The following is a 22,010-nucleotide window of genomic DNA, read 5'->3' as shown; positions in this document are numbered from 1 at the left end:
CTACTTACTCCCTGATTGATATACGGAAAAACGAGCCTGCCGTGCCTGCCAGAACTGTATCGCATCGTCAGGTTGGCCAATGCGCTGCGCATCTATAGCTGCCTGACGGGCCATGGCCGCGGCCTCTTGGGGATGATGAATCAAGAAGTGCAGTGCAGCCTGCCACTCCTCAGGCGTGTCACCTACCAGCAAGCCGTTGCTACCGTGGGAAACGACATCAGTGTAAGGGCCCCGACGCGAGTAAACACCCACGCCACCCATGGCAGCAATATCTAAAAACTTGATATACGACTTACCCCGGTTAAACGGTGTAGGCCATAGCGGAGCCAAGCCAATATGCACCCGATGCTGAGATTGGTAGTGACGAAACGCCTGCCAAGGCAGTGGTTCTGGCGTAGTCACACCTGGTAACTCAGCCAATTCGGAAGGCGTATGTCGCCCCAGCATAATTTCCAGCTGTGTACCCACTTGAGCGTTCTGAATTGCCTTAAGCGCGGGAGCGATATGCTGCAGGTCGCTCAAATGGGCGCGCGTCCCATGGAAGCCTATTCGCCAAGGTAAGCCTGGCGAAGGCGGTTGTCTGAAGTGGTTCAAGTCTTCAGGAAGGGCGGCGATCAATGGAGGGGGCAACACCGACACATTGGCATGGTCTGAACGGAATTGATCGGCTAACGCTTCACTGCACGCGACCACCTCATCACACAAGGCCAGCAATCCTGTCTGGCTATCGGCAATACCTGCCATGCGTTTACGGTAAGCATCGGGGAGTGATACATCGGCGGCAGCGGCAGAGATATCATCATCGATCAAATACACGACGTAGCCAAAGACACGACGATGACGTCTTAGCCAGCGTATCCATGCGGCAGGCAGGGAGCGGCACACGACCAGATTGGCCCCCGCATAATGATCCAGAAAATCTCGCCCCAGCAGCCACGGCGCGGCAAACCACCTCGAAGCCATCACGCGCTCAATGCGCAAACCCTGTTGGCGAAGCGCCGGTACAGCAGATTCAAGAAAGTAGATATCTTCCGTCGGCCTGCTGCCGTCGCTAAAAACAACCCAGTCTGCTTTCGGGGTCATAAGGCATCTTGCAGGCACACAAAACACATGAGCACACCATGCCGTGAAGCTGGCCACACAGACATGGCGTTACTCACAGGTATCACCAGCATGTTAACGGAGTGAGAAATCTTCATGCACCAGCGTCAAGTTAGGGTTGTAAGCAGGGTCATTATCCAACTGTTTGGCCCAACGGCGGCGCATATAAGCAACTTCGCTCAGCCACCGTGCGCGTTTGGTAGGCGTGTCATCTGCACCACGGGAAATAGACTCGTGATGATACAGCTCTGCATAAGGTGTCCATAAATTGCGGTAACCTGCCTCTCGAACACGTAAACACAAATCGACATCGTTGTAAGCAACTGCCAACTCGCGCTCGTTCAGGCCCTTCACTTTATTAAAGACACTTTTTCGCAATAACAAACATGCGGCAGTAACAGCAGAAAGATTCTGCACAACTTTCAAACGCCCGTTATAACCATCGCTTTCCCGCGGGAAGAAGCGATGCGCATGACCCGCCACATCGCCTAACCCAAGGATGACCCCACCATGTTGCAACATTCCATTAGGATAGTAAAGCTTAGCGCCAACGCAGCCGATTTCAGAGCGACACACTTGGCCGACCATTTCGGTTAGCCAGTGCTCGTTGATGGGTTCAATGTCGTTATTTATCAGCCCAATAATCGAGCCATGCGCGTGCGTTGCACCAAAATTATTGATGGCTGAATAATTGAACGGGTGATCCCACCGCAAAACTCGCACGCGAGCATCACGCTGCTCCACTTCGTTCATATAGGCCAGCGCCTCCGGGCAATCACTTTGATTATCCAGAATCAGCACTTCAAAATGGGTATATGCCGTACGAGCAAGAATGGCATCTACACAAGGCCGCAGGATATCCACCCCATTACGGGTAGGAATCAACAGACTTACCAATGGCGCAGGGCGCGGAATCGGCCACTCGATACGCACGCTATGCTCCAGCAAACCAGGGTGAACAACTGCATGATTACTGGCCACATGCTGTTTCAATACGTGCGTTACCAGCTGTATGGCATCCGCTTGAGAAAGTGAATAGCGAAATAGCGTACTACGGTGATACAGCATTGCAGGTAAATGATGAACCGAACGCTCACTCCCATGGACACTCTTCCACATCAAAAACGTCAACGCCAAGGCGTAGTCGACAGCCGCTCGGTTAGTCAGATGTGACAACAGGTCTGCTTGCTCGGTTTCCAGCTGCCATAGCAGTTTACGCTTGTAGAGTGCCAGGCGACCAATGTAATTGGTAGACAGCAATAAATCAGGGTTCCAATCTGGCTTGAAAACCGGCTTGCTACGCTCGCCATTTTCATTAATGGCATCTTCATCGCCATAGAACAGCTGCGCATCCGGATACTCGTTCCATGCCCTGGCCAGTTGGCTCAGCGCCTCTGGTGATAGCTGGTCGCCAACGCTAATCCGCAACACGCCATCCCCTTGGGTTTGAATAAACCCCTGGTGATCCAACTTCGCATAGGTGCGGTGATAGCTCCTGATCAGATTGATACGGCTGGTAGAAGGAATATAACGCTCAAGACTTCGCCTTTGTGCATCGGTAATCTCAGCCGACAACACGATGAATATTTCCCAAAAGAAATAGCTTTGCGCCTTGAGCGAATTGATCGTGGCAACAAAATGTTTCTCGCCTTTTTCAAAATCTTCCAGAGTCACGGGCATGATCAGCGAGAACAAAGGCGCGTGCGCCAGCCTGGAAATAAAGGCCTGAGCATCAAGGTGAGCAGAAGGCTCTTTGACATCGATCCAGCGCACATAATCATCGTTGATGTGCTGCTTCGCATGTGTCTGGTCATAGGCAGTAAGGGCCACTTTACGCCAGGAGCACCCTTCCGCCACAGACGCGACATGCAATTGCCGGATCACCTTGCGAGTACGCAGCCCCTTGAAGTCTTCATGGTTATTGATAAGCCGGCGCGCCAAGCGGTTATGTGCAAACCAAGGCGTCAACCACACCCATCGCAACGTAGCCGACTGCAGCGCCGCCTCGGAAGTACTGAAAGAAAGCGTAATACCAACAACGCCCAGCGGCACCCAAACAATCCGTTTAGTCGTTTTACCAGGACGTAAAGAAACAGAGGATTCAAGCTCCCCCTGCCGCGTATGAAGCACCAAAGTAGCAGCACCGTGAGCATCACCCGCCAGCCCATCCAGCTCGATCATATTCCAGCCTGGCCAAGGCTTGTCGCCGACTACCTCGCAGTCGACAGTACCGTTTTCGCGTTCATATTCGACTGCTTCATCAAGCGCCGAAGGCGTACTTCTGATATTCAAGACAGGCTGACGCCGCCAGATAGGCGGCATGTCAATCAAACGACCCAGCGCGGCCATCCATTCTTTAAAGCGAACTGTATGCTGCCCCATTCACACCTCAACCCAATTCTTTGACAAGGCAACCTTCATGAAATAAGTGCCCGAGCCGCCTGCGCCCAAGGCAGAATGCCCACCGTTTGCAGGTACTCATCCTCGGCGATGATACGCCGTTCCAGCACACCCTCAAGTGCTTTCTCGTCGAGCTGGGACGACTTGCTCTGCACCATCTCCTGTAAGCTATAGGCCACTGTAGGTACTTGAATCACAAAGCGCGCATTGGTCTGAGCGGCCAGATAAGCAGGGCTGACAGCCTGCACCAGAGCAGGGTCAACATTACCTGCGCTATGCACGAACACCACGCGCTGAAAAAGGCGGCACAGATAATTGAACATGGAATAGCTGGACGAGGAACCAAACAGCAAGCACGTGCCAGGCATCAGCGCTTTCGGGTACTCCATCACCATCAGACGGCCAAAATTAGGCAGGCCATTGTCATAAGTCTTGTAACGGGTATGCGTAAAAGAAGTCAGGACCTCCACCACGGACGTCTGTTTGGGCGCCAACTTATTGCCCAAGTCCCCCCCCATGGTTCTTTTCTTGTAGCGATCTTTGGCAAACACTGACGCACACGACGACGCATCCAGCCCCAAGCGCTCGGCAAAAGCCAACGTTGCGGTCATCGCCCCCTGATGCGTCCAGTGCGTATCGGTCGGGATAAAAGCACCGTCTCCCAATGATTTCAGCGCCGCCACGGGGTACACCAACTCAGCAGCTTCTGGCAATGCCAATACCTGCTGCATGGGACCTGTCTCCCCGCCCTGTTGAGGGTGATACTGCTCGCCCATGACACTCTCTTTGGAAGGCGCCACCAACAACGCGCAGGGCACCTGGCCCGCCACCTCTGACAATTGGCGCAGATACGCCTGCCACCCCTCCACGCCAGCCTGGGTCAGCTGCATCCGTCCCGTAAATTGGTCTACGCTGCCATTGGTATCATTATCCAGAAACAGCCACCCTTTTTTACCTTCGAGGACTTTCAATGGCTGTGAAGGAGCAACATCCTGAGTATCCACGTGAACGTCTTGCAACAGCCAGCGCTCATCACCCAACGCAAGCCACAGTGAAAACTCTCTCAACAAGGGCGGCACCGTAAAGCGAAAACCGCACCGCTGCTGAGCGTGCCCTTCGGCGGCTACGCTCAGCACATTCTCGATGACATCAGGACGCTCGATATCCAACGGATAACACAGTTCGTAGACGGGCAACCAGCGAGCAACGATGCGAACCTGAGCTCGCATGTCCTGTAGATGCTCAGGCAGCAGCAGCCACCCTTGTACCACTCGCCCAGAAGGCAGAAAACGCGACCCGCGCTGCGGTGAAGGATAATCCAACGACCAGCGTTCAATCGGGGTTCGTTCATGCTCTGGGGTAGCATGAGTCCACTCCTTCACACGGCGCGTTAGCCAGCGCTTCAAGTCCTGCCCTGCCGAGCGCTCGTCGGCATTTTCTGTTACGTCATGTTGCTTATCTGCAAGCTGCTGCAACCATTTCATTTTCTGTTTAACCTTAGGCGCGAATTGAGCGGCCACATGACACTCAACATCGTTACGGTCATGGCGCATAAAGTAGTCACGCTGCTTTTGATAATGGGGGGTGGCAGCACTGCCACGCTGAGCCTTGCCCAGCACAAACTCTTCTACCGACTTGACCAAATAGTGGTTTATCCGCGCGCCGTCCCAGCAAACAGTGTCGCTCAACCCCTGGCTAACCGAGCCATTCGGCCCCTGACGTGCAATCAGCGGCGCCCCATGGCTATTGAGATAGTGGCCATGGCGCAAGCGAGCAATATGCGGGTTGATAAAACACTCGACATCACGCGGCCTGACCACACTTTTTATGTGATGGTTAGGCCCGAAGTCCTGCCGGGCACGCCGAGTGAAGCGTTCGATGACCAGCCCATCCTCACGAAACCTGGCACCAGCAGAGCCAAAGCAGGCCCAGTTCAGCCCCAACGCACTTACCTCAGGGTCAGAAAAGCGCGTTTTCAACCACGACAACAAAGGATACTCGTCATCTTCCAGGGTTTCAGTGGTGGGTAGCAAGAACTCATCGACATCAATAAACGCCAACAGATCAATAAGTTGAGGGCAATGATGCAACAATTGCCGATACGCCTGCAACTGAGGCGGCTGCCCCTCGGTGGGCACAGACAGCAAGGTCACCAGCCCTGCCTTTTGCATAGGAGCCAGCCACTCATACGTGCCATCATCGCTTTCATTATCGGCAATCAAAAAGTGGCTAACGCCTACCGACAAACGAAACGCCATCCACTCGGGAAGGCTCTCTCGTTCATTCTTGACGATAGCAGCAATGGCAAGCTTCAAGCATGTCCCTCCGCTGGATCTGTATGGTTTTGCCACGTAGTCGATGTCACGTAATCAATGCCACGTAGTCGATCACGGTGTATCTGCAAAGGCAGGCACACCGGTTAACCGATACGCCTTGCACAATGCACTGCCCAGCTCAGCCGAACTAAACCAAGTCACCGCTCGCTGCTGTGCAGCCTGACCGAAGCGTCGGCATTGAGCGGGCGCAGCGGCCAACTTTGCCACCTGCTGGGCTGCCGCCGCCGGGTCGCCATACGGCACGAGATACCCCGTTTCACCATCAACGACCAGCTCGCCCAATGCGCCCCACTGATAAGCCACTACCGGCCGTCCTGCCGCCATGGCTTCGAGTACAGTACGCCCAAAAGACTCTTGAAAGCGGGATAGGTTCACCACGATATCAAGCTGAGCCAACGCCTCTTCAGGGCGTTCTACGTAACCCGCAAAGCGCACATTGGAAGGCGCACGGCCCTGCGCCTGACGCGCCAATAGCGCTTTTATTTCAGGAGTGCAGGCCCCAAACACCACCACCTCAGCAAAGGGAGACAAAGCTTGCAGGTGACGAGCCATGGTGGCCAGGTCATCGATGCCCTTTTTGGCAACATTGCTACTCAACATGCCCACCCTTACCCCACCCTGACGCTCGCCGGGTGAAAAACGCACGGGCGGCAGCGCCAATAATGGCGGCATATGGATCGTATTAGGCACCACGCACACGGGCGTTGAAGACGGCAGTGCAAATGCCTCGGCAGCGCAGCGTGAGTTGGCGATCACCACATCGGCTTGTGCATGAACATGGGCCACCACCGCCTCAGGCTCAGCGCCCAACAAGGCACACAAGCCTGGATCATGACGCGGCAATTCACGAACATGCACCAGCGTTGGTAACCCCGCTCGACGTGCCGCCACATAAGGTTCCAAAAGCACTGCTGTATTACCGTGTATCGCATTGACCTTGTGGCGCTCGATCAATGTTTCGAAATGAGCAACCGTTCTCTCGACCGGCAACCGCCCTGCCTGCCACCAGCCATAGGGGAGTACGGCCAACACCCGGCAACGCTTCAAAATGGCCTGCTCATACTCGGCATTCATGGCCTCAGGCAAGGTAACCACTACATTCCAACGCAGCTTGACCATGGCATCCAGCACATCCAACAGGCTACGCTCAGCGCCAAACAGCGTCTTGCCCGCCTGATGCGCGCACAACATGACGGTTGGCCGGTTAGAAAACGCCTGCTCCCCCTCCCACTCTGGCAAGGCTGAAAAGTCGTGTGCGTACCCCGTCTTTAAAAAATGAGCCAGCGGCTGACAAGGAAGTTGAGCCACCTCCGGGTAATAACGTAAATATCCAGACGTAGAAAAATCGGGCCCTGGATCTCGGCCTTCGGCGGCGCCCGCCTCCCAGAAATGCAGCAGCGGCTCGGTTGGCGTATTCAGCAAATCCGGGTAACGGGCAAGGTACCACCCAGCATCAAACAGCGTGGATTCGCAGACTCGCTCGAAATCGGTCAACGACCCATTGGCAGGCGACTGCTCGCGCAGCATCGAAAGCGGTGCTGCAAATGGCCTTGACTCAGGCATAAAAGGCATCAACAGCGCCGTTCTGCTTTCTGCTGCCTGATGCCACTGGCGAGCCATCTGCATATAACGGAACCGTGCTCCACTGAACTGACTTACCAAATGCGTGCTGGTATGCTGGCTTAATGACCCTTCATCACTCAAGCCAAATGACAGGGGCACACCTGGCAGCACCTCAGCCACACTTTCCGGCCCAAAAGCCGCTTCCACACGATACCGGAACTCGGTATCGGCATTGACGTTCACGCGATCCCAATAGCCCAACGCCTCGAACGTCGAGCGCCGAAACATCAACGAAGACATATTCGGATAGACCCACCCAAACTCATCCAAGCGCCAGCGGTGGAAGTGCAAAGACGGCGTAACACGTACCCAATGCGAAAGGCAGGCCTGCACCTGCGGCTGCGCCACCAGCGCCTGACATTGGTGCCACAATTTCTGAGGGTGAGACCAGTCATCACTATCGTGGGTAGTAATGAACTCACCACGCGCCACTTTCAGCCCAGTATTACGTGCCGCATAGGCCCCCTGGTTACGCTCGTGGCGCAGCAACACCAGCTGCACATGGGAGGGAGCCTCATGCTGAAGCGCCTTGACTACCGCAGCACCGTCATCCGCACTGGCATCATCTACCACGATGATTTCAAGGCGCACGCCAGATTGCGCAAACAGCCCGCGCAACGCCGTGGCAATGGTGCGTTCAGCGTTATAAAGCGGAATAATGACACTCACCAATTTCAACGGAATGACATTATTGACCTCTTTATTGCCCGTGCCCCCAGCAAGCTGCAAAGCAGACAGCGCAAACGAAGACGCATCATCACCCAGACCAACGGGAGCGAGATCATGCGCCTCGAACATGGCATTCAAAACACCCAATGATGATGCGGAAGGCTCATCCAACCATTGCTGCATGTTACAGCGTGCCAGAGCGGTGTCGGCTAAATGTGGGTAATGGCTCTCTAAAAACGTCAGCGCCTGCTGAACTGCCCCCCTAGTGTGACGAGCCACCTTACCCCGACAACACGCATCAATGACCAACAGCGCCGGCCCAGGGGACGAAAAAGCCTCCCACCGCCCTTCCGGCATCAGGCTATCCAGCACCGCATCCCAACGTTGCTGCCAGGCATACCAGCGTGCTAACGCCCAACGCGCCGCCAGCCGCTCAGTAGCATTGGCAGAAGACGAGGAAAGCAGCTGCGCTAAACGAGGCAGCATGACACGATCGGCTCCTCGCCATAACGCATGCTCCCAGCCCACCACTCGGTTGCGAAAAGGCTGCCGGCCCTCTGCCCGGCCATGGCGCTGATAATGCTGCCACGGGTCCAACCCCGCCTCAGCCACATCGGGATAAGCGTCGAGATACCACTGAGCATCGAAATCAGCCGCGTCATCCTGCCGTAGCGGAGTGGCGTGAACAGCATCTCGGGCCGATGAAGGCCGACCCCACCATTTAGCCAGAAAAGAAAACATGGCAACCCATTAGCGAAAAGTGAAATCCCAAAACCCTACATACAAAAAAGCCGTCAAACCCTGGGTTGACGGCCCTTACATGCATTTATGGGCAACACGTTTTTATAAATAAAACCGAGGCCTAGCGGCAATATAGCATACCCGAAGCGTTAAATTTCCATGGGCTCGCTCAATCGCTGCCAAACAGGTCACGGGTATAGACCTTGTCCACCACATCCTCCAGCTCAGGCACCATGCGGTTTGCCAAGATCACATCTGCCTTCTGTTTGAAGGCGTCGAAGTCGCGCATCACCACAGAACCAAAGAACTTCTCTTTATCCAAGGCAGGTTCGAACACCACCACTTCGATGCCCTTGGCCTTAAGACGCTTCATGACGCCCTGCATGGCACTGGCACGGAAGTTATCGGAACCGGTTTTCATGATCAAACGGTACACGCCCACCACTTCCGGCTCACGGCGCAACACCGACTCCGCGATGAAATCTTTGCGAGTGCGGTTCGCTTCCACGATGGCCTGAATCATGTTGTTGGGCACATCCTGATAATTCGCCAACAGCTGCTTAGTATCTTTAGGCAGGCAGTAGCCGCCATAACCGAAGCTGGGGTTGTTGTAATGCTTGCCAATGCGCGGGTCCAGCCCTACCCCTTCGATAATCTGTTTGGCATCCAACCCATGAGTTTCGGCGTAGGTATCCAGCTCATTGAAATACGCTACGCGCATGGCCAGATACGTATTGGCGAACAGCTTGATTGCCTCTGCTTCCGTGCTGTTGGTCAACAGCACATCGACTTCCTGCTTGATGGCACCCTGCTTCAACAGCTCGGCAAAAGTCGCCGCCCGCTCCGAACGCTCGCCCACAATGATGCGCGAAGGGTACAAGTTATCGTGCAGAGCCTTGCCTTCACGCAGGAACTCAGGCGAAAACAGCAGATTCTGCGTGTTCAAACGCTCAGCAGTTTCCTGTGTATAGCCCACCGGCACGGTGGACTTGATGACCATGACCGCATCCGGGTTGATCTCCATGACCTGCTGAATCACGGCCTCAACGCTTTTGGTGTTGAAATAGTTGGTGTCCGGGTCGTAGTCGGTGGGCGTGGCAATAATGACAAACGCCGCCCCCGCGTAAGCCGCTTTGGCATCCAGGGTTGCCGTGAAGTGCAGGTCTTCCCGGGCCAAAAACGCTGAAATTTCCGCATCCTCAATCGGTGATACGCGGTTATTCAGCATCTCGACCTTTTCAGGCACGATATCGACCGCGACCACCTCATGGTGCTGGGCCAACAGCATCGCGTTAGAAAGGCCAACATAGCCCGTACCGGCAACTGCAATCTTCATCCTTAAGGTTCTCCAACAAGCATCGTTGCATCAGTCATCGCCAAAGCGACAGAGTCGGCGCGATTGTAACAAACTACGCGCCCATCGATTCATCATAACCATCACATTCACCAGAAAGTTCCCTACAAAGGGGGATGCCTTCCTAAGGCAGGATGCATGTTATCGCAAAAGACGGCCTGGAAAGCTCAGCGCCCACTCCCACAGGCCATCGCCAACTCAGTCCGCATCAGTTCAAGTAAAACACTTCCCATGCTTTGCAGTTTTTCTTGAAGCTCACTTCGCCTGAACGCTCTGCAGACAAATAACGCTCTGCCCCTTTCACTACGATCGCGAGCCCGCGGCCATTACGCTTGAAAGCCAACGGTTTACAGCCATAGGAATCATTGGTGGAAAAGACATTTCGGTTATCGAGAAACAGCTGCTTGCCTGTTTCACTGAGGGTCAGTGCGTGCTTTTCACGATCAAAGCAGACCAGCTCATCGTCATGGTCCAGCACCACATCGCGGGGGTGGCAGTGATGGATTTCTTCACTACTGTGTGAGTACACCAAGACACTTTTATGATGGGTCACCAAGCAAGCAGCAGAAAATCCCTCGCCCAGAAAATCAAGCTGCGGCAACGTTTCAAGCGCCACTGCATTGCCTTCACGCAAGAAGCAGAAGCGCTCAGCTACTGTACTTTGGCCAGCCGTCTTGGCTGCACGTGATTTTTTCAACTTCTGCTTGAACTGCTTGGCAAAAATGTCACTGCCCGGATGTACCGTGCGCACGTACATAGGAAAGCGTGGATTAACCACCAGCGGATGCTTTTCATCCACCTTGGTGTGATTACCCAAGCTATATACTGAGAGTAACCGTGGAGGAGAGGAAGGCCGATACACTTGCACCAAAGACAGGCCCATCGCAATTTTGGGGCTATGCCGTGGCAAAAAAGAAGAATATCCGCCCTCTTCATAGATACCTTCATAACCATTTGCAAACGTAATGGCATGGCCTTCGAATTCAGGCGAAATATAATGGTATAGCTGCTCTTCAAAATCATCCGCCAGCGCATCATCGTCATCCAGGCGAACGGTGGCGTAACATACCTCACCGCCAAATGCTTCCAAGCGACTCAGCAGGTGCTGCTGCATTTTCGAGATAACCCCCCCTTTGCTGGAAAGAGGCACGATTTCAAGATGGGGGCAGGCTTGCTGTGCTCGCTGTAATTGCTGCATGTTCTTCTCAGGCAATGCTTCTGACGTAAACACCAATACCGTTGTCTTGTCAGGCGACATTTTCTGCAAGGAAGGCAGCGTTACGTTGAAGAAAAGCTCTTCATGTAACGACATGCGCTCATCAGAGAACAGCTCTTTTTTATAGGCTTCAAATTCGTTATCACGACCAATGACCCAAGCAGTGTTGTTTTCAGACAAAACGCTATAGCGGATCATGACAAACATGTGCTTTTTCATTGATTTTCTCCTGATCACCGGCTTGTCCAACAACCCGTCTTATTCACGAGCCTTGACCTAAAATAAAGAAGGCGAGTGGTTTATTCTTTATAATCAATATGTTCGGCAAGAACTTGATTAGAGAGGGCCGCTCGCCATGGGTGAAACACTACCAAGCTGGAAACCAGCCTGCAACTTATCTGTTTCAGTGCAGCTCAGTGAACAAAAAACCAGTAGTGATGCCGGTGCATTCTTGCTGCGCGAGGTGCTCGATCGCAGCGGTGTGATTGAGAGCTTGGATCGGCAGTTGCTTGATGATCGTGACCCCGCACGTGTGCAACATAGTTTGTCCAGTCAGCTTCGTACTCTGCTGATTCAGCGTGCGCTGGGCTGGGACGATCTGAGTGATACGCAAACACTAGCAAACGACCCGGTTTTGCAGCTGGCCTGCAGCGATCAGCGCAGCACCACGCCACTAGAGCAGCCCCGTCCTTCGCAGCCAACCCTGTCGCGTCTTCTGAATCTGTTGGCCACAGATATCAACCAGTCTGCATTTCATGACGGTTTGCTCGACATGGCCATGTGGCGACTGTCTTCGATGCGCAGCGGCAAGCCATTGTCATCGATCACGTTGGATGTCGATGGCCTGCCCATTGAAACTTTTGGCCAACAAGTCAGAACGGGCTACAACAGCTATGTTGGTTATTCACACTACTCACCGCTGGTGGCTTCTATCGCTGAAACGGGCGACATGGTTGGCGGCCTGTTACGAGAGGGAAACAGCGGTTGTGCAGTACAAGCTGAGCACTGGATTCCCAAGCTGGTTGAACGGATTGGCAAGACAACCGGCACCAAGGTCAGAGTTCGTTTTGATGCGGGTTTTACTGGCAACCCAACACTTTCGGCACTGGATGACGCCAATATTGAATATGTTGGTCGATTGTCCAGCAATACCGTACTTGAGCGCGAAGCGGCACACTACCTCAAGCGCCCAGTGGGTCGGCCAACCCATCAACTACGCGAGTGGTGCCATGAGTTTTACTATCAGGCACAGTCTTGGGAGAAGCCGCGCCGCATTATTTTAGTGGTCTGCGAGCAACCGGATGATCTGTTTTTAAAACATTTTTTCCTAGTCACCAGCCTGGACTGGAAAGACTGGACACCGCATAAAATTCTGCAGCTGTACCGCAAACGCGGGAAAGCTGAGGGGCACATGGGCGAACTGAAAGACACGCTCAACGTTCACCTATCTTCTACCTGCCGTGGTGCGTCTACCGTGCAACAGGTGATGGGCCGCAATCAGGTCAGCCTGCTGCTGAGTCTCTACGCTTATCAGATGCTGCACAGTCTGCGAGCGCTGATGGAGCGCGTCACACAAAAGGGCTGGAGCATACGCAAAGTCCGCGAGCAGATCCTGAAAACAGCAGCGACCGTGGCCGTGCATGCGCGAAAAATAGCAGTTCATATCGGACAGTCTGGCGGCAAATGGTGGCCCAGTCTGCTTAAAAACTTGCCTCGACTGCATCAGGCTCAAACTTAAACCGAGGCACGCAACAAACAGGTTATCGGCTGAACGGCTGAGGTTTTATCTTGCCTAAATGATAAGAAAAGCTGTGAAAGAGTTGAAAGCAGGCACAAAACCTTTCTGTTTTTACGCTGACAAAGTAAATACACTACCGAAAATCGTACCCCCCAGCCCGAAAACGGTTAGAGGGTCATCAAGCTGCCGAAAATGAGTCACTTTGAGAGCTCTCATGAATAAGACGGGAACAATGGAAAAGCACGCCACCCCAAGAAAACCACTCAAAGCAATACGACATGACAATATAACAACACCACGCCAACTGCCTTTAAACAGCTTCATGGGAGTGGCGTGATATCGTTATTATTGGACTTACATTTTAAAACATCTATGAATTCTTATGATACAAAGGTATAGCACATCGTCACTGTGCAGGACAAGACCTTGCAATCAACCCACTGTCTATTTAATTAGCAGGCTAAAATCATCGAAGAAGGCACAGTCTGTCTTGAAGGCCCCCGTGCTGTCTCTTGGAGCCCACTCAGGGCTGCTGCCCCCATGAAACGTACTGAACATCAGCCGCTGAATCAGACTCTGATCGTTTTCGACATCTCGAAAGCGCAAACCGGTATGCTCGATGACCAATGCATCATCCACCCACACCAGCACCTGCCCATTATTCGCAGAGGAAGGGGCGTTCAAGTCTACATGCATACGCACATGGTGGTACTGCCCTGGCGTAAACTGGAACGCCTCTGCACGGCGTGTATCACCATAACGCCCTGCCATATCCTGGTGGTAAACATAGGTTTGCAAGCCGCCATCGCCGCGGAACATCAAACGGGCGCTCCACTGGTCGGCACTGGGTTCATTGCCACCCGCCACCGGGCTGGCAGGCCCTAGCCCATGTAACTTGCCACCTCGAGCGAAATCAAACCCTTCACAGAACTGAACCCAGAAAGAGAGCTCATACTGGAGTGCAGGATCAATACGAGGCGACACCACTACCCGACGGCTGCCGCGCTCGTATCCTTCATAGTCAACACGCAACGCAGTACTGCCATTGACCCCATGGCCGGGTGCTAACTGGGTACGGGAGTGCTCGACAAGACTTTGCCCCTGAGAGGAAAAAGTAGGGTTATCGAATGTTTCGATGGCCTGCTCAGAGGTGGGCGGCGCTTGAATGCCAGACCACCAAAGAGCGAACAGGACCACCAGGGTCAGCCCAAGCGTCCAAAACCTAATCAATGCTGCTGGCTCCTCGAGTCATGGAATGCACCCATCGTTTGTGACATCAAGTGATGGAGAAATTATCCAGGACGCTGACACTCCCTCCATCCGTTACGTTAACGTAACTGACCAGTGCTTTGGCAGGCCCTTGATTCGCCGCACGTACCAGGTCAGAGATCGCAGAGTCGCTGCCCTGAACCATAGCGACTACTGAGCCATCTTTCTGATTGGATACTGTTCCACTGATTGAGCGCAGTTTTGCTTGGCGGGTAAACCACTTGCGATAGCCTACGCCCTGAACCTTTCCGCATATCGTTAATTGACGCCTTATAACAGGCGCAGGTGATGACTCTGGGAAAAGGTCGTCAAGAATAGCTCCCGCCGCATTACGTGGCTCTCCCCGCGTAGGGAAGTGATGCATTGCTAAATCACAGTTAGCATTTACTTCAATAACGGCATAACGTTGTGCGTCTGATGGGCAACTGATATCTTCTGTAATAAGGTCCAGCCCACAGAATGCAAGTTTTTCAAATGCGCCATAAACACGCTCAGCGATTTCAATAAAGTCAGGGTGCACAAGCTCCGTCACATCCTCACTATCTCCCCCTGCACCGATATTTGCAATAGTTTGCAAATACAACACTTTTCCAGCGTCAAGGATAGAATCAGGAGCATAGCCTTTACTCGAAATACGTTCGATGACAGCTTGATCTAATGCTAGCAAATATTTGCCAGTATATGGATTGTGCCTCCGAACTTTGTTCTTTGCATTTACGAGCATCTCTACCGTAGAGACACCATCACCTACAACGTGTGCAGGATGCCGTTTAATGGCATACTTGAACTTACCGCCTACTACAAACAAGCGATAATCAAAACCATTGATATGCTCTTCTAATACAGCATCGTCATCGTCCAAGCCAGCAAGAGCATCAAGCATCACTTTCTTAGATGCGATACCCGAAGTAACACCCTTTCCACCCGAACCATTATAAGGCTTAACAACCACTAAAGGACTGGAACCAAGAGAATCAAACCATTTTTCAGCAGTATTGAAATCCGATTGCTTAACCCTAATACCGGAAGGCACATGGATACCATATTTAGACAGACGCTGCTTGGTTTTCTCTTTATCATTTGTGAGGGCCCTTGTAGCATAAGACGTTTGGGCAGGCATATTCTCACGAAAAACAATAGACCGTTGAGCACTGGTAATAGACCAACGCTTGCTTCCCTTCTCAGTGCTCCAAGTGTCAAAAAACAAGCCTCGGGAATGGATCTCTCGGCGTAACACCAGCCTATTACTATTTGAAAATGAGCTCAACTCCTTAAACTTGAGATCATTAACTGAATCAGAGGTTAATGGAAAGCGATTAACCCCAGGATCCAATAATATTCCTGTATCATTCTTTCTAGACAAATTTACGGATTTTTTTATGTCGCCAATTCTGCCACCAACCACATATTTTATCTGAGTGGCCGGAAAAAGGGCACTGACCAGTGCGTCTGCAATATTTCTGCCTTTCCCATCATCAGGCATAAGCAAAGAACTCAACTGTGGCCGGTTATTCGCCTCAATCAGATAACAGCTCTCTTCATTGACAATAACATCCAAGCCTGTACATAAACTATCGTTAAAATAACTCCCTAGCTTATCTATTTTTTTCAACACCCAGCCAGGCATTTGATGAGAAACATCGTACACATCTCCACCTGAGGAGCGCCCCAGCACATTAGTTAAAGCAACAAACTCACCATCAGCTGGCACTACATCAACGCTTTTCCCTTGAGCAGATAGGAAAGCCAACGCGCTTTCCTTTTTGATCAGAGGATGATGTTTTTTCTTTTTTAACGCATTTTTTTGCTTAATCAGTTGCTCAACTGTCATCACGCCGTTACCAACAACATTGGCAGGCACTCTTTTGACAGCACCAAAGTACTTACCTTTTACAAGGTAAATACGATATTCATCACCAGACACTTGTTCTTCTACTACCAGATCATCAGACACACTATTCTCTATTGCTACTTTTAGTGTACTAATGCTTTTCAAATCGAGAACAACGCCCTTTCCCATGCTTCCGCCAACCGGCTTCAACACAACGGGAAACTTGATACCGTTTTTTTCAAGCAGTTTAGATGAGAACTGATTCTTTTTAAAAAAAACACCCTTGGGTGAATCGACACCTAGATGCTCACTATCTTTCAATGCTTTCTTTGAAAAAGCAGGCGGCAGTTTAGAAAGTAGAAACTTGGTCTTATTAACAAGATAGGTTTTATCGCCATAGGTCAATGAAAAAACTTGCCCTACACCGTAATAACTTTGGCGAAACTTCAGACCGTACGTAGCGCATATTTTTTTAATTTCTTCAGCAGAATAGATATAAACCTTAACATCACGAGCTAACGCACTTGCCATTATCGCATGGCAGCATAGCGAGCTACTATGGACATTGCAGCTCTTAACAGATTCAAACAAAGAAACATCGTGTTCATTCATCATTGCCTGAGCCACCAAAATCACTTAAAAAGATCCGCCGCCCGCTTATGAGCAAACATATCTTCAATATCATTGACATTCTCAACGACATTATTTAGAACGTTTGCCCAAAAAGCCCTTGGAGCTGTTTTATGCCCATCGCCCCAATCACCATTACACGTCACTAAGTGATCGTTATGTTGATGCGCCCCTGCATTCAGCATGGGTTCAACACCAAGCGACTCCAAGAATGGAATATAATGACGATTTACATGATGCAAATCTTTTTGGTTTTGCATGTAAAGCGTTTTGTTCTTAAGAGAACCATCGTAATATTTCAACAAATTGGTAACGGTGCCACGCGTCAACTTTGAATTAGCTCTAACAGCATCCACACTCTCCACATCAAAACCATACTTCAAATAACGATTAACATGTGATTTGTAATATCTAAAAATTGATGTTTGAGGATTTGATGTTATACAAATAGAATCCGGGAACTTTGAAGCATAAAACAGGCTGGCAAAACCTCCCGCAGAACCACCCACAAAGACAATCTTGCTGGCTGAAAGAAGAGATGCAACTTTACTTACAATTCTCGGTATAATATCTTTTTGCAGAGCAATCGTTTTAGTGCCTGCGTACCAACCCATAGATATATCATCTGCGAGATACAAGGCTGGATCATTAATGGAAAGCCGACTGGCTTTACCTGAAGGCGTTACCTTAGCACCGGAAAAAATAGGAAGCTTCGTACTATCCTCTCTATTTTTAGCCCCATTGAAAAAAACCAACAGAGGCCCAGCACCTGCAGCTTCTACATTAATATCAATCAATGCGCCACTTTCATAAATCGTGTAGCAGCCATCAACTAAACTATCCACGGATTCAAACTGGTCTAACGAAAAGTAAATATCTTTCACTCCACCCCAACGAGCAAATGACCTTTCATCACCAACATAACGAATTGACCAAGACATTTTTTATTGAAACCTCAGAACGAAGATAAATGAGAAAGAAAAAGACACTTACTTTCAGGACCAGAAGGCTCCATGCCATATGTCCGCTGCATGATGGCGTCATCCCATTTATCTGAATTTTTATCCAAAGCAGTCAGCGTTACTTTTGTTTTTTGATCGGATTTTACATCTTTGCCTATCAAGCCATACAAAGGTATTTGCTTCAGTATAAAACTAAACTTACCCAGCGTTGCTTTTTTCCTTTTGGTATTAATTATTTTATTACCAAACTCGCTTTCCAACAACAAAGAACAGGAATCATTGGCTGAGATGAAAGAGATGGCGACCGGAGCACCCTTGACATATAACGCTACAGATTCATTTTTCTCAAGCACGGTGGTTTGCTTATGAAACCTTGAATTTTCATAGCACTCTACGGCACCAGGCAAACCATAAACATTTAGCTTTTTGTCTTTCGAAGATGCTGATGTTTTTTTGTCAAAAAAACCAACCAATTGACTCAGCAAATATTCACTGACAACCACTTCAGATATATATCGAGTTACGCCAGGCGAGCTATAATGACTCTCATCCAAATAAAATTTTTCAAAACCACCCGCTACAGCAGCTTTTTCTTTAAGCAACGTATCAATATCGACAACCAGCGCACCAGAACGATCAGACAACGTCTTCATTTTATTATGCATACGTTGTTGATTATTCCAAAAACGCTCTTTCTGACGCCCCAGCAAAATCGTGACTATGTGAGCTGATGGATATTTTGATTTTAAAGAAGTCAGGAGGCTAGTAAAGGCCTGCTCCCATAGCACTCGGTCATTTGCAAAAAGCGGTAGATCGTTAATCCCATATTCAATAAAAACAAGGTCTATTTGCTTTTTTTTGAAAAGGGTCAAATTTTCCAAGCCGAAAAGACAGGGAGTTGCACCAACGGCAATATTGTATACATTATCAACTGATATGCCTGAATTGCGTAAGCACTCAGGAATTAGTGTCGAGATACCCTGTTTGATAACAAGATTACTTCCACCAACGAAAAGAATGTTCATTTATTCCTTAGTCCTTACCCAACCAGCTTTTTAACAAGCGCCCTTCAGCACTCAAATAACACTCGCCCAAGTAGCGGTCAAAGGCTTTGTTGAACGACGAGAATTGGCCTGGGCGAGGGGTGAATTCGCCGAAGGAGAAAGCCTGGCGGCTTTTGATAAAGTCAATGCGCATAAAGGGAGTGGTGATGGCTTTGCTGATGCGCTTGGCGGTTTCTAGCTGCTCACTTGTAAAGCCGTTGCCAATGAAGCTTTTGTCAGCATAGCGGCCGGTTTCTGCAAGGCGGCCATCCGGCAGCCATTCGCAGTAGCGGGTTTCATTGGCACGCTCGACCTCCAGCACAAAACCAACTTCGCCGTAGAAGCAATAAAATTTGAGGTCGACGGGCGGCAAGGGCTTACCCGCCTCGAAATCTCCAATAAATTCTTCCAACAGCCAAGAATCTTTTTTGATGGTGCCCTGCTCTACCATTCCACGGGCCTTGGCCAGCGCCTCCTCTGCTGTGGCCAAGGTTTCCCCGGTGCGTACTTCGAAGGCACCTCCCTGCTCATCAAAAATGAACACGCCCTGGCTGGAAGAACCATTTTCAGGCTTCAGCACGCTGCCCTGCTTGGGCTGGATACTGGCTAACGGCTGGTTGAAGGCATAGGTGTCTGGCCGCTTGATGCCCAGCTCATCAATAAATTTATAGGCATAGCGCTTGCTGTTCAGTTTCCATTCTGGCTGAAAATTGAATAGCTGCCGACGCCGGGTCGCCTGTACCAACAGCTGCTGAAAAGAAGCCACGTTCGTGAGCGGCACTTTGTGCTGGCTCAACAGGCGTGTCAGCTTTTCTGTCAACTCATCGGACGTTAACAGGTTTGCTACCTGCTCCAGCACAGCCGGACGCTGCTCCATGGGCAGTTTGGGTAACGCGGCCACGAGCTGATTGGCAATGGTGCGTTTCTGCGCTTTTTCGCGCTGTACTTTTTCTTCTGCTTGGGTAAGCGCTTCTAACAAAGCGCTTACGTCCTGCTGGCGTTTACTCACAGAGCTCCCCAATTCTTCAAGCCGATAAACTCGGGGTATCCATCCAGGGGATACTCGGTCAAGGTGTTATCGGCTGTTTTATAGTGGCTGGCGTTGACCACCTGGCCCATCACAACGGGCTCTACTTTACCTTGTTTAAGCAGCTCGAAGTAGAGGTTGCACAGGGCTTCCGGGGCTTTGTGGAAACTGGGCCAGTGGAACAGGGCGACCTTCTGCTTGGAGTGCTTGCCGATGAATTCGGCGGCTTTCCGGCAGTCTTCGAGGCGAGAAAAATCGCCCGCAATCACGGTGTTGAACACCAGCGGTTCATCCGTGCGCTCGAACATACTGCGAGGCGCGGGGAAAGCGCGCTGGGCTTTAGCATCGCGCACGTTCAAGTGTTTTTGCGATGCGTGCCACCAGGCACAAATTTCGCGGTAGATATGGCGCAGCCCGTAGTACACGGTGCGCACATGGGTGGCTTTGGTACGGGTAAGCGAGGATTCTTCATCCAGTGCGAAGGCCAGCGGGGTATCTGGATAGATCTTGGCGAACGATTTTTTCCCGAACTGTGCCTGCATGCGCCAGATGTACTCGGTATCGCCACCAATGCGTACGTGGTCCCACTCGCCAATGGTGTCCAGCACTTCCTTGCGGAACATGAAGGATGACTGGCTCCAGTGCGTCAGGCAGCTGTTCGGGCGCCAGTTCTGAGTAAAGGCCAGATTGCCCTGGGCGCGGATCCAGTGCGCCGAGCAGCCCTTCACAGAAGGATGTTTTTCCAGGTAGGCCACTTGGGTAGCGATTTTCTGCGGGTGCGACCAGTCATCACTGTCGTGGGTTGTAAACAGATCGCCAGTGGCAAAGGTGAGCCCGTAGTTACGCGCCGCGTAGGCCCCCCCATTGTGTGGCGGCTGCACGGCTTTCACGCGCGGGTCTTCTTTCTCTAGCGCCTTGAGCACCTCGAAAGTGTCATCGGGCGAGCAGTCGTCTACCGCGATAATTTCTATGTTTTCATAGGTTTGTGCCAGCAGCGACTCAATGGCAATGCGTACCTGCTCGCCTGCACTGTAGATGGGCATGATGATGGAGACTTTTTTCGTGCCCTTCACTTTCGGCGCAGGTAGCCCTACCACGTTGCCAATCGAAAGCGGCTGCGTTTTATCCTTGCGACGAATACCACTGAACCCATGAATCGCGAAGGCCTGGTTGATCAGCTCGATGCGCTTGGCATCATCGGAGAGTGCGTTGGTAAGCGCAAAGTGGGCATCGGCATCATTGGGGTGGCGCTCGACGAAAGGCTTGAGGGCGTCATAGGCTTCCGCAGAGCGGCCTAGCGTCAGCAGGCAGAAATAGGTGAGATACACCGTTTCTTTACGCGACTTGTTGGCATTGGTCAGTTCGCGCATTTTTCCGGCGAACGCCAGGGCAGCTTCGATCTCACCACAAAAATAGAGCCAACGCGCCGTGTGCCACATGGCCCACCAGCGAGACGCTTCCGTTGCATTGGGGTCGTTGTACACGTCCTCCAGCGCTTTCAAAGCCGATACCGAATGACCGTTCCAGAGCTGCACGGCCAGGTTGGCGGTGCCGTTGGCTTCCTTGTCCTTGATCTCGTTCCCTTTTGCCTGGCCCTTGTACAGGTAATGCAGCAACGGCACTTCATTGGGCTGCATCTGCGCCTTGTGCGTTTCCAGATAAAAATCGTTATCGAAGCGTTTACAAGGGTTCAGCCCCAACCGCCAGCCTACCGCCAGGTAATGCAACACGGGGTCCACCTTGTGAGGCATCCACACCTCATGCTCGACCAGATACCATTTGCCATTCACCAGCCGAGACTTCTTCACCAGCTCGATATCGTTATCAACCTGCCCTGGCCGCACCACTTCCAAGGCATTGCGCAGCAGTTGGTCGCACACCTTCTTGTTGTCGATCTTGCGCAAGGCCAGCGCCAAATTGACATAAATCGGCTTGAACCCCTTATACCGAGACAGCGCGTTGACATAATGGGCAGCTGCCTGCTCGTAGGCTTCCTGCCGATATAGGTCATTTCCTTTTTCAAAACTCATGGGGTCGCTCAGGCTCTGTGTATTCATCATGTTCATTCGG

The 22,010-nt window shown here is 51.4% G+C and carries 13 protein-coding genes; 1 reads left to right on the top strand and 12 read right to left on the bottom strand.

Features of this window, described 5'->3' with window-relative positions:
• The 6 genes from LG409_RS06275 to LG409_RS06250 form a co-directional block, all read right to left on the bottom strand.
• Nucleotides 1-1,083: a glycosyltransferase family protein gene (locus LG409_RS06275; RefSeq protein ID WP_144984493.1), complete on the bottom strand. Its 1,083-nt coding sequence runs from the start codon at nt 1,081-1,083 to the stop codon at nt 1-3.
• Nucleotides 1,084-1,176: 93 nt separating this feature from the next.
• Nucleotides 1,177-3,483, bottom strand: coding sequence for a glycosyltransferase family 2 protein (locus LG409_RS06270; protein WP_227407846.1), 2,307 nt, complete (start codon nt 3,481-3,483; stop codon nt 1,177-1,179).
• A 35-nt stretch (nt 3,484-3,518) separates the two neighbouring features.
• Nucleotides 3,519-5,816, bottom strand: a complete 2,298-nt coding sequence (locus LG409_RS06265) for a glycosyltransferase family 2 protein (protein WP_227407845.1) — start codon at nt 5,814-5,816, stop codon at nt 3,519-3,521.
• A 72-nt stretch (nt 5,817-5,888) separates the two neighbouring features.
• Nucleotides 5,889-8,870: a glycosyltransferase gene (locus tag LG409_RS06260; protein ID WP_227407844.1), complete on the bottom strand. Its 2,982-nt coding sequence runs from the start codon at nt 8,868-8,870 to the stop codon at nt 5,889-5,891.
• A gap of 169 nt (nt 8,871-9,039) precedes the next feature.
• Nucleotides 9,040-10,206: a nucleotide sugar dehydrogenase gene (locus LG409_RS06255; RefSeq protein ID WP_144984502.1), complete on the bottom strand. Its 1,167-nt coding sequence runs from the start codon at nt 10,204-10,206 to the stop codon at nt 9,040-9,042.
• Between the two features lie 226 nt (nt 10,207-10,432).
• On the bottom strand, nt 10,433-11,659 hold the full coding sequence (locus LG409_RS06250) for a glycosyltransferase (protein WP_144984505.1): 1,227 nt from the start codon (nt 11,657-11,659) through the stop codon (nt 10,433-10,435).
• Nucleotides 11,660-11,795: 136 nt separating this feature from the next.
• Here LG409_RS06250 and LG409_RS06245 point away from each other — a divergent pair, with 136 nt between their 5' ends.
• Nucleotides 11,796-13,178 carry an IS1380 family transposase gene (locus tag LG409_RS06245; protein ID WP_045632137.1) on the top strand — a complete coding sequence of 461 codons (1,383 nt, stop codon included), beginning with the start codon at nt 11,796-11,798 and terminating at the stop codon, nt 13,176-13,178.
• Between the two features lie 444 nt (nt 13,179-13,622).
• Here LG409_RS06245 and LG409_RS06240 read toward each other — a convergent pair whose 3' ends face one another.
• Genes LG409_RS06240 through LG409_RS06215 form a run of 6 tightly spaced genes read right to left on the bottom strand, consistent with a single transcriptional unit; the run spans nt 13,623 to nt 22,000 of the window.
• The gene (locus LG409_RS06240) at nt 13,623-14,408 is read right to left on the bottom strand and encodes a polysaccharide lyase (RefSeq protein ID WP_227407843.1); all 786 of its coding nucleotides are present in this window, start codon (nt 14,406-14,408) and stop codon (nt 13,623-13,625) included.
• A 46-nt stretch (nt 14,409-14,454) separates the two neighbouring features.
• Entirely contained in the window at nt 14,455-16,905 is a 2,451-nt protein-coding gene (locus tag LG409_RS06235; RefSeq protein ID WP_227407842.1) for an acylphosphatase, read from the bottom strand.
• A gap of 5 nt (nt 16,906-16,910) precedes the next feature.
• The gene (locus tag LG409_RS06230) at nt 16,911-17,849 is read right to left on the bottom strand and encodes a hypothetical protein (protein ID WP_227407841.1); all 939 of its coding nucleotides are present in this window, start codon (nt 17,847-17,849) and stop codon (nt 16,911-16,913) included.
• A 14-nt stretch (nt 17,850-17,863) separates the two neighbouring features.
• Complete coding sequence (locus tag LG409_RS06225) at nt 17,864-18,895, bottom strand: SGNH/GDSL hydrolase family protein (protein WP_227407840.1); 1,032 nt, start codon at nt 18,893-18,895, stop codon at nt 17,864-17,866.
• Between the two features lie 7 nt (nt 18,896-18,902).
• A complete protein-coding gene (locus tag LG409_RS06220; protein ID WP_227407839.1) occupies nt 18,903-19,922 on the bottom strand; it encodes an ATP-grasp fold amidoligase family protein in 1,020 nt (339 codons plus the stop codon).
• Entirely contained in the window at nt 19,919-22,000 is a 2,082-nt protein-coding gene (locus LG409_RS06215) for a glycosyltransferase family 2 protein (protein WP_227407838.1), read from the bottom strand. The genes LG409_RS06220 and LG409_RS06215 overlap by 4 nt, the downstream gene beginning before the upstream one ends.
• Between the last annotated feature and the right edge of the window lie 10 nt (nt 22,001-22,010).

Origin of the sequence: Halomonas sp. NyZ770 (assembly GCF_020616575.1) — a bacterium.
Taxonomy (GTDB): Bacteria; Pseudomonadota; Gammaproteobacteria; order Pseudomonadales; family Halomonadaceae; genus Vreelandella; species Vreelandella hamiltonii.
Note: the sequence above shows the minus strand (reverse complement) of the source record. Positions and strands in the feature narration are given on the sequence as shown.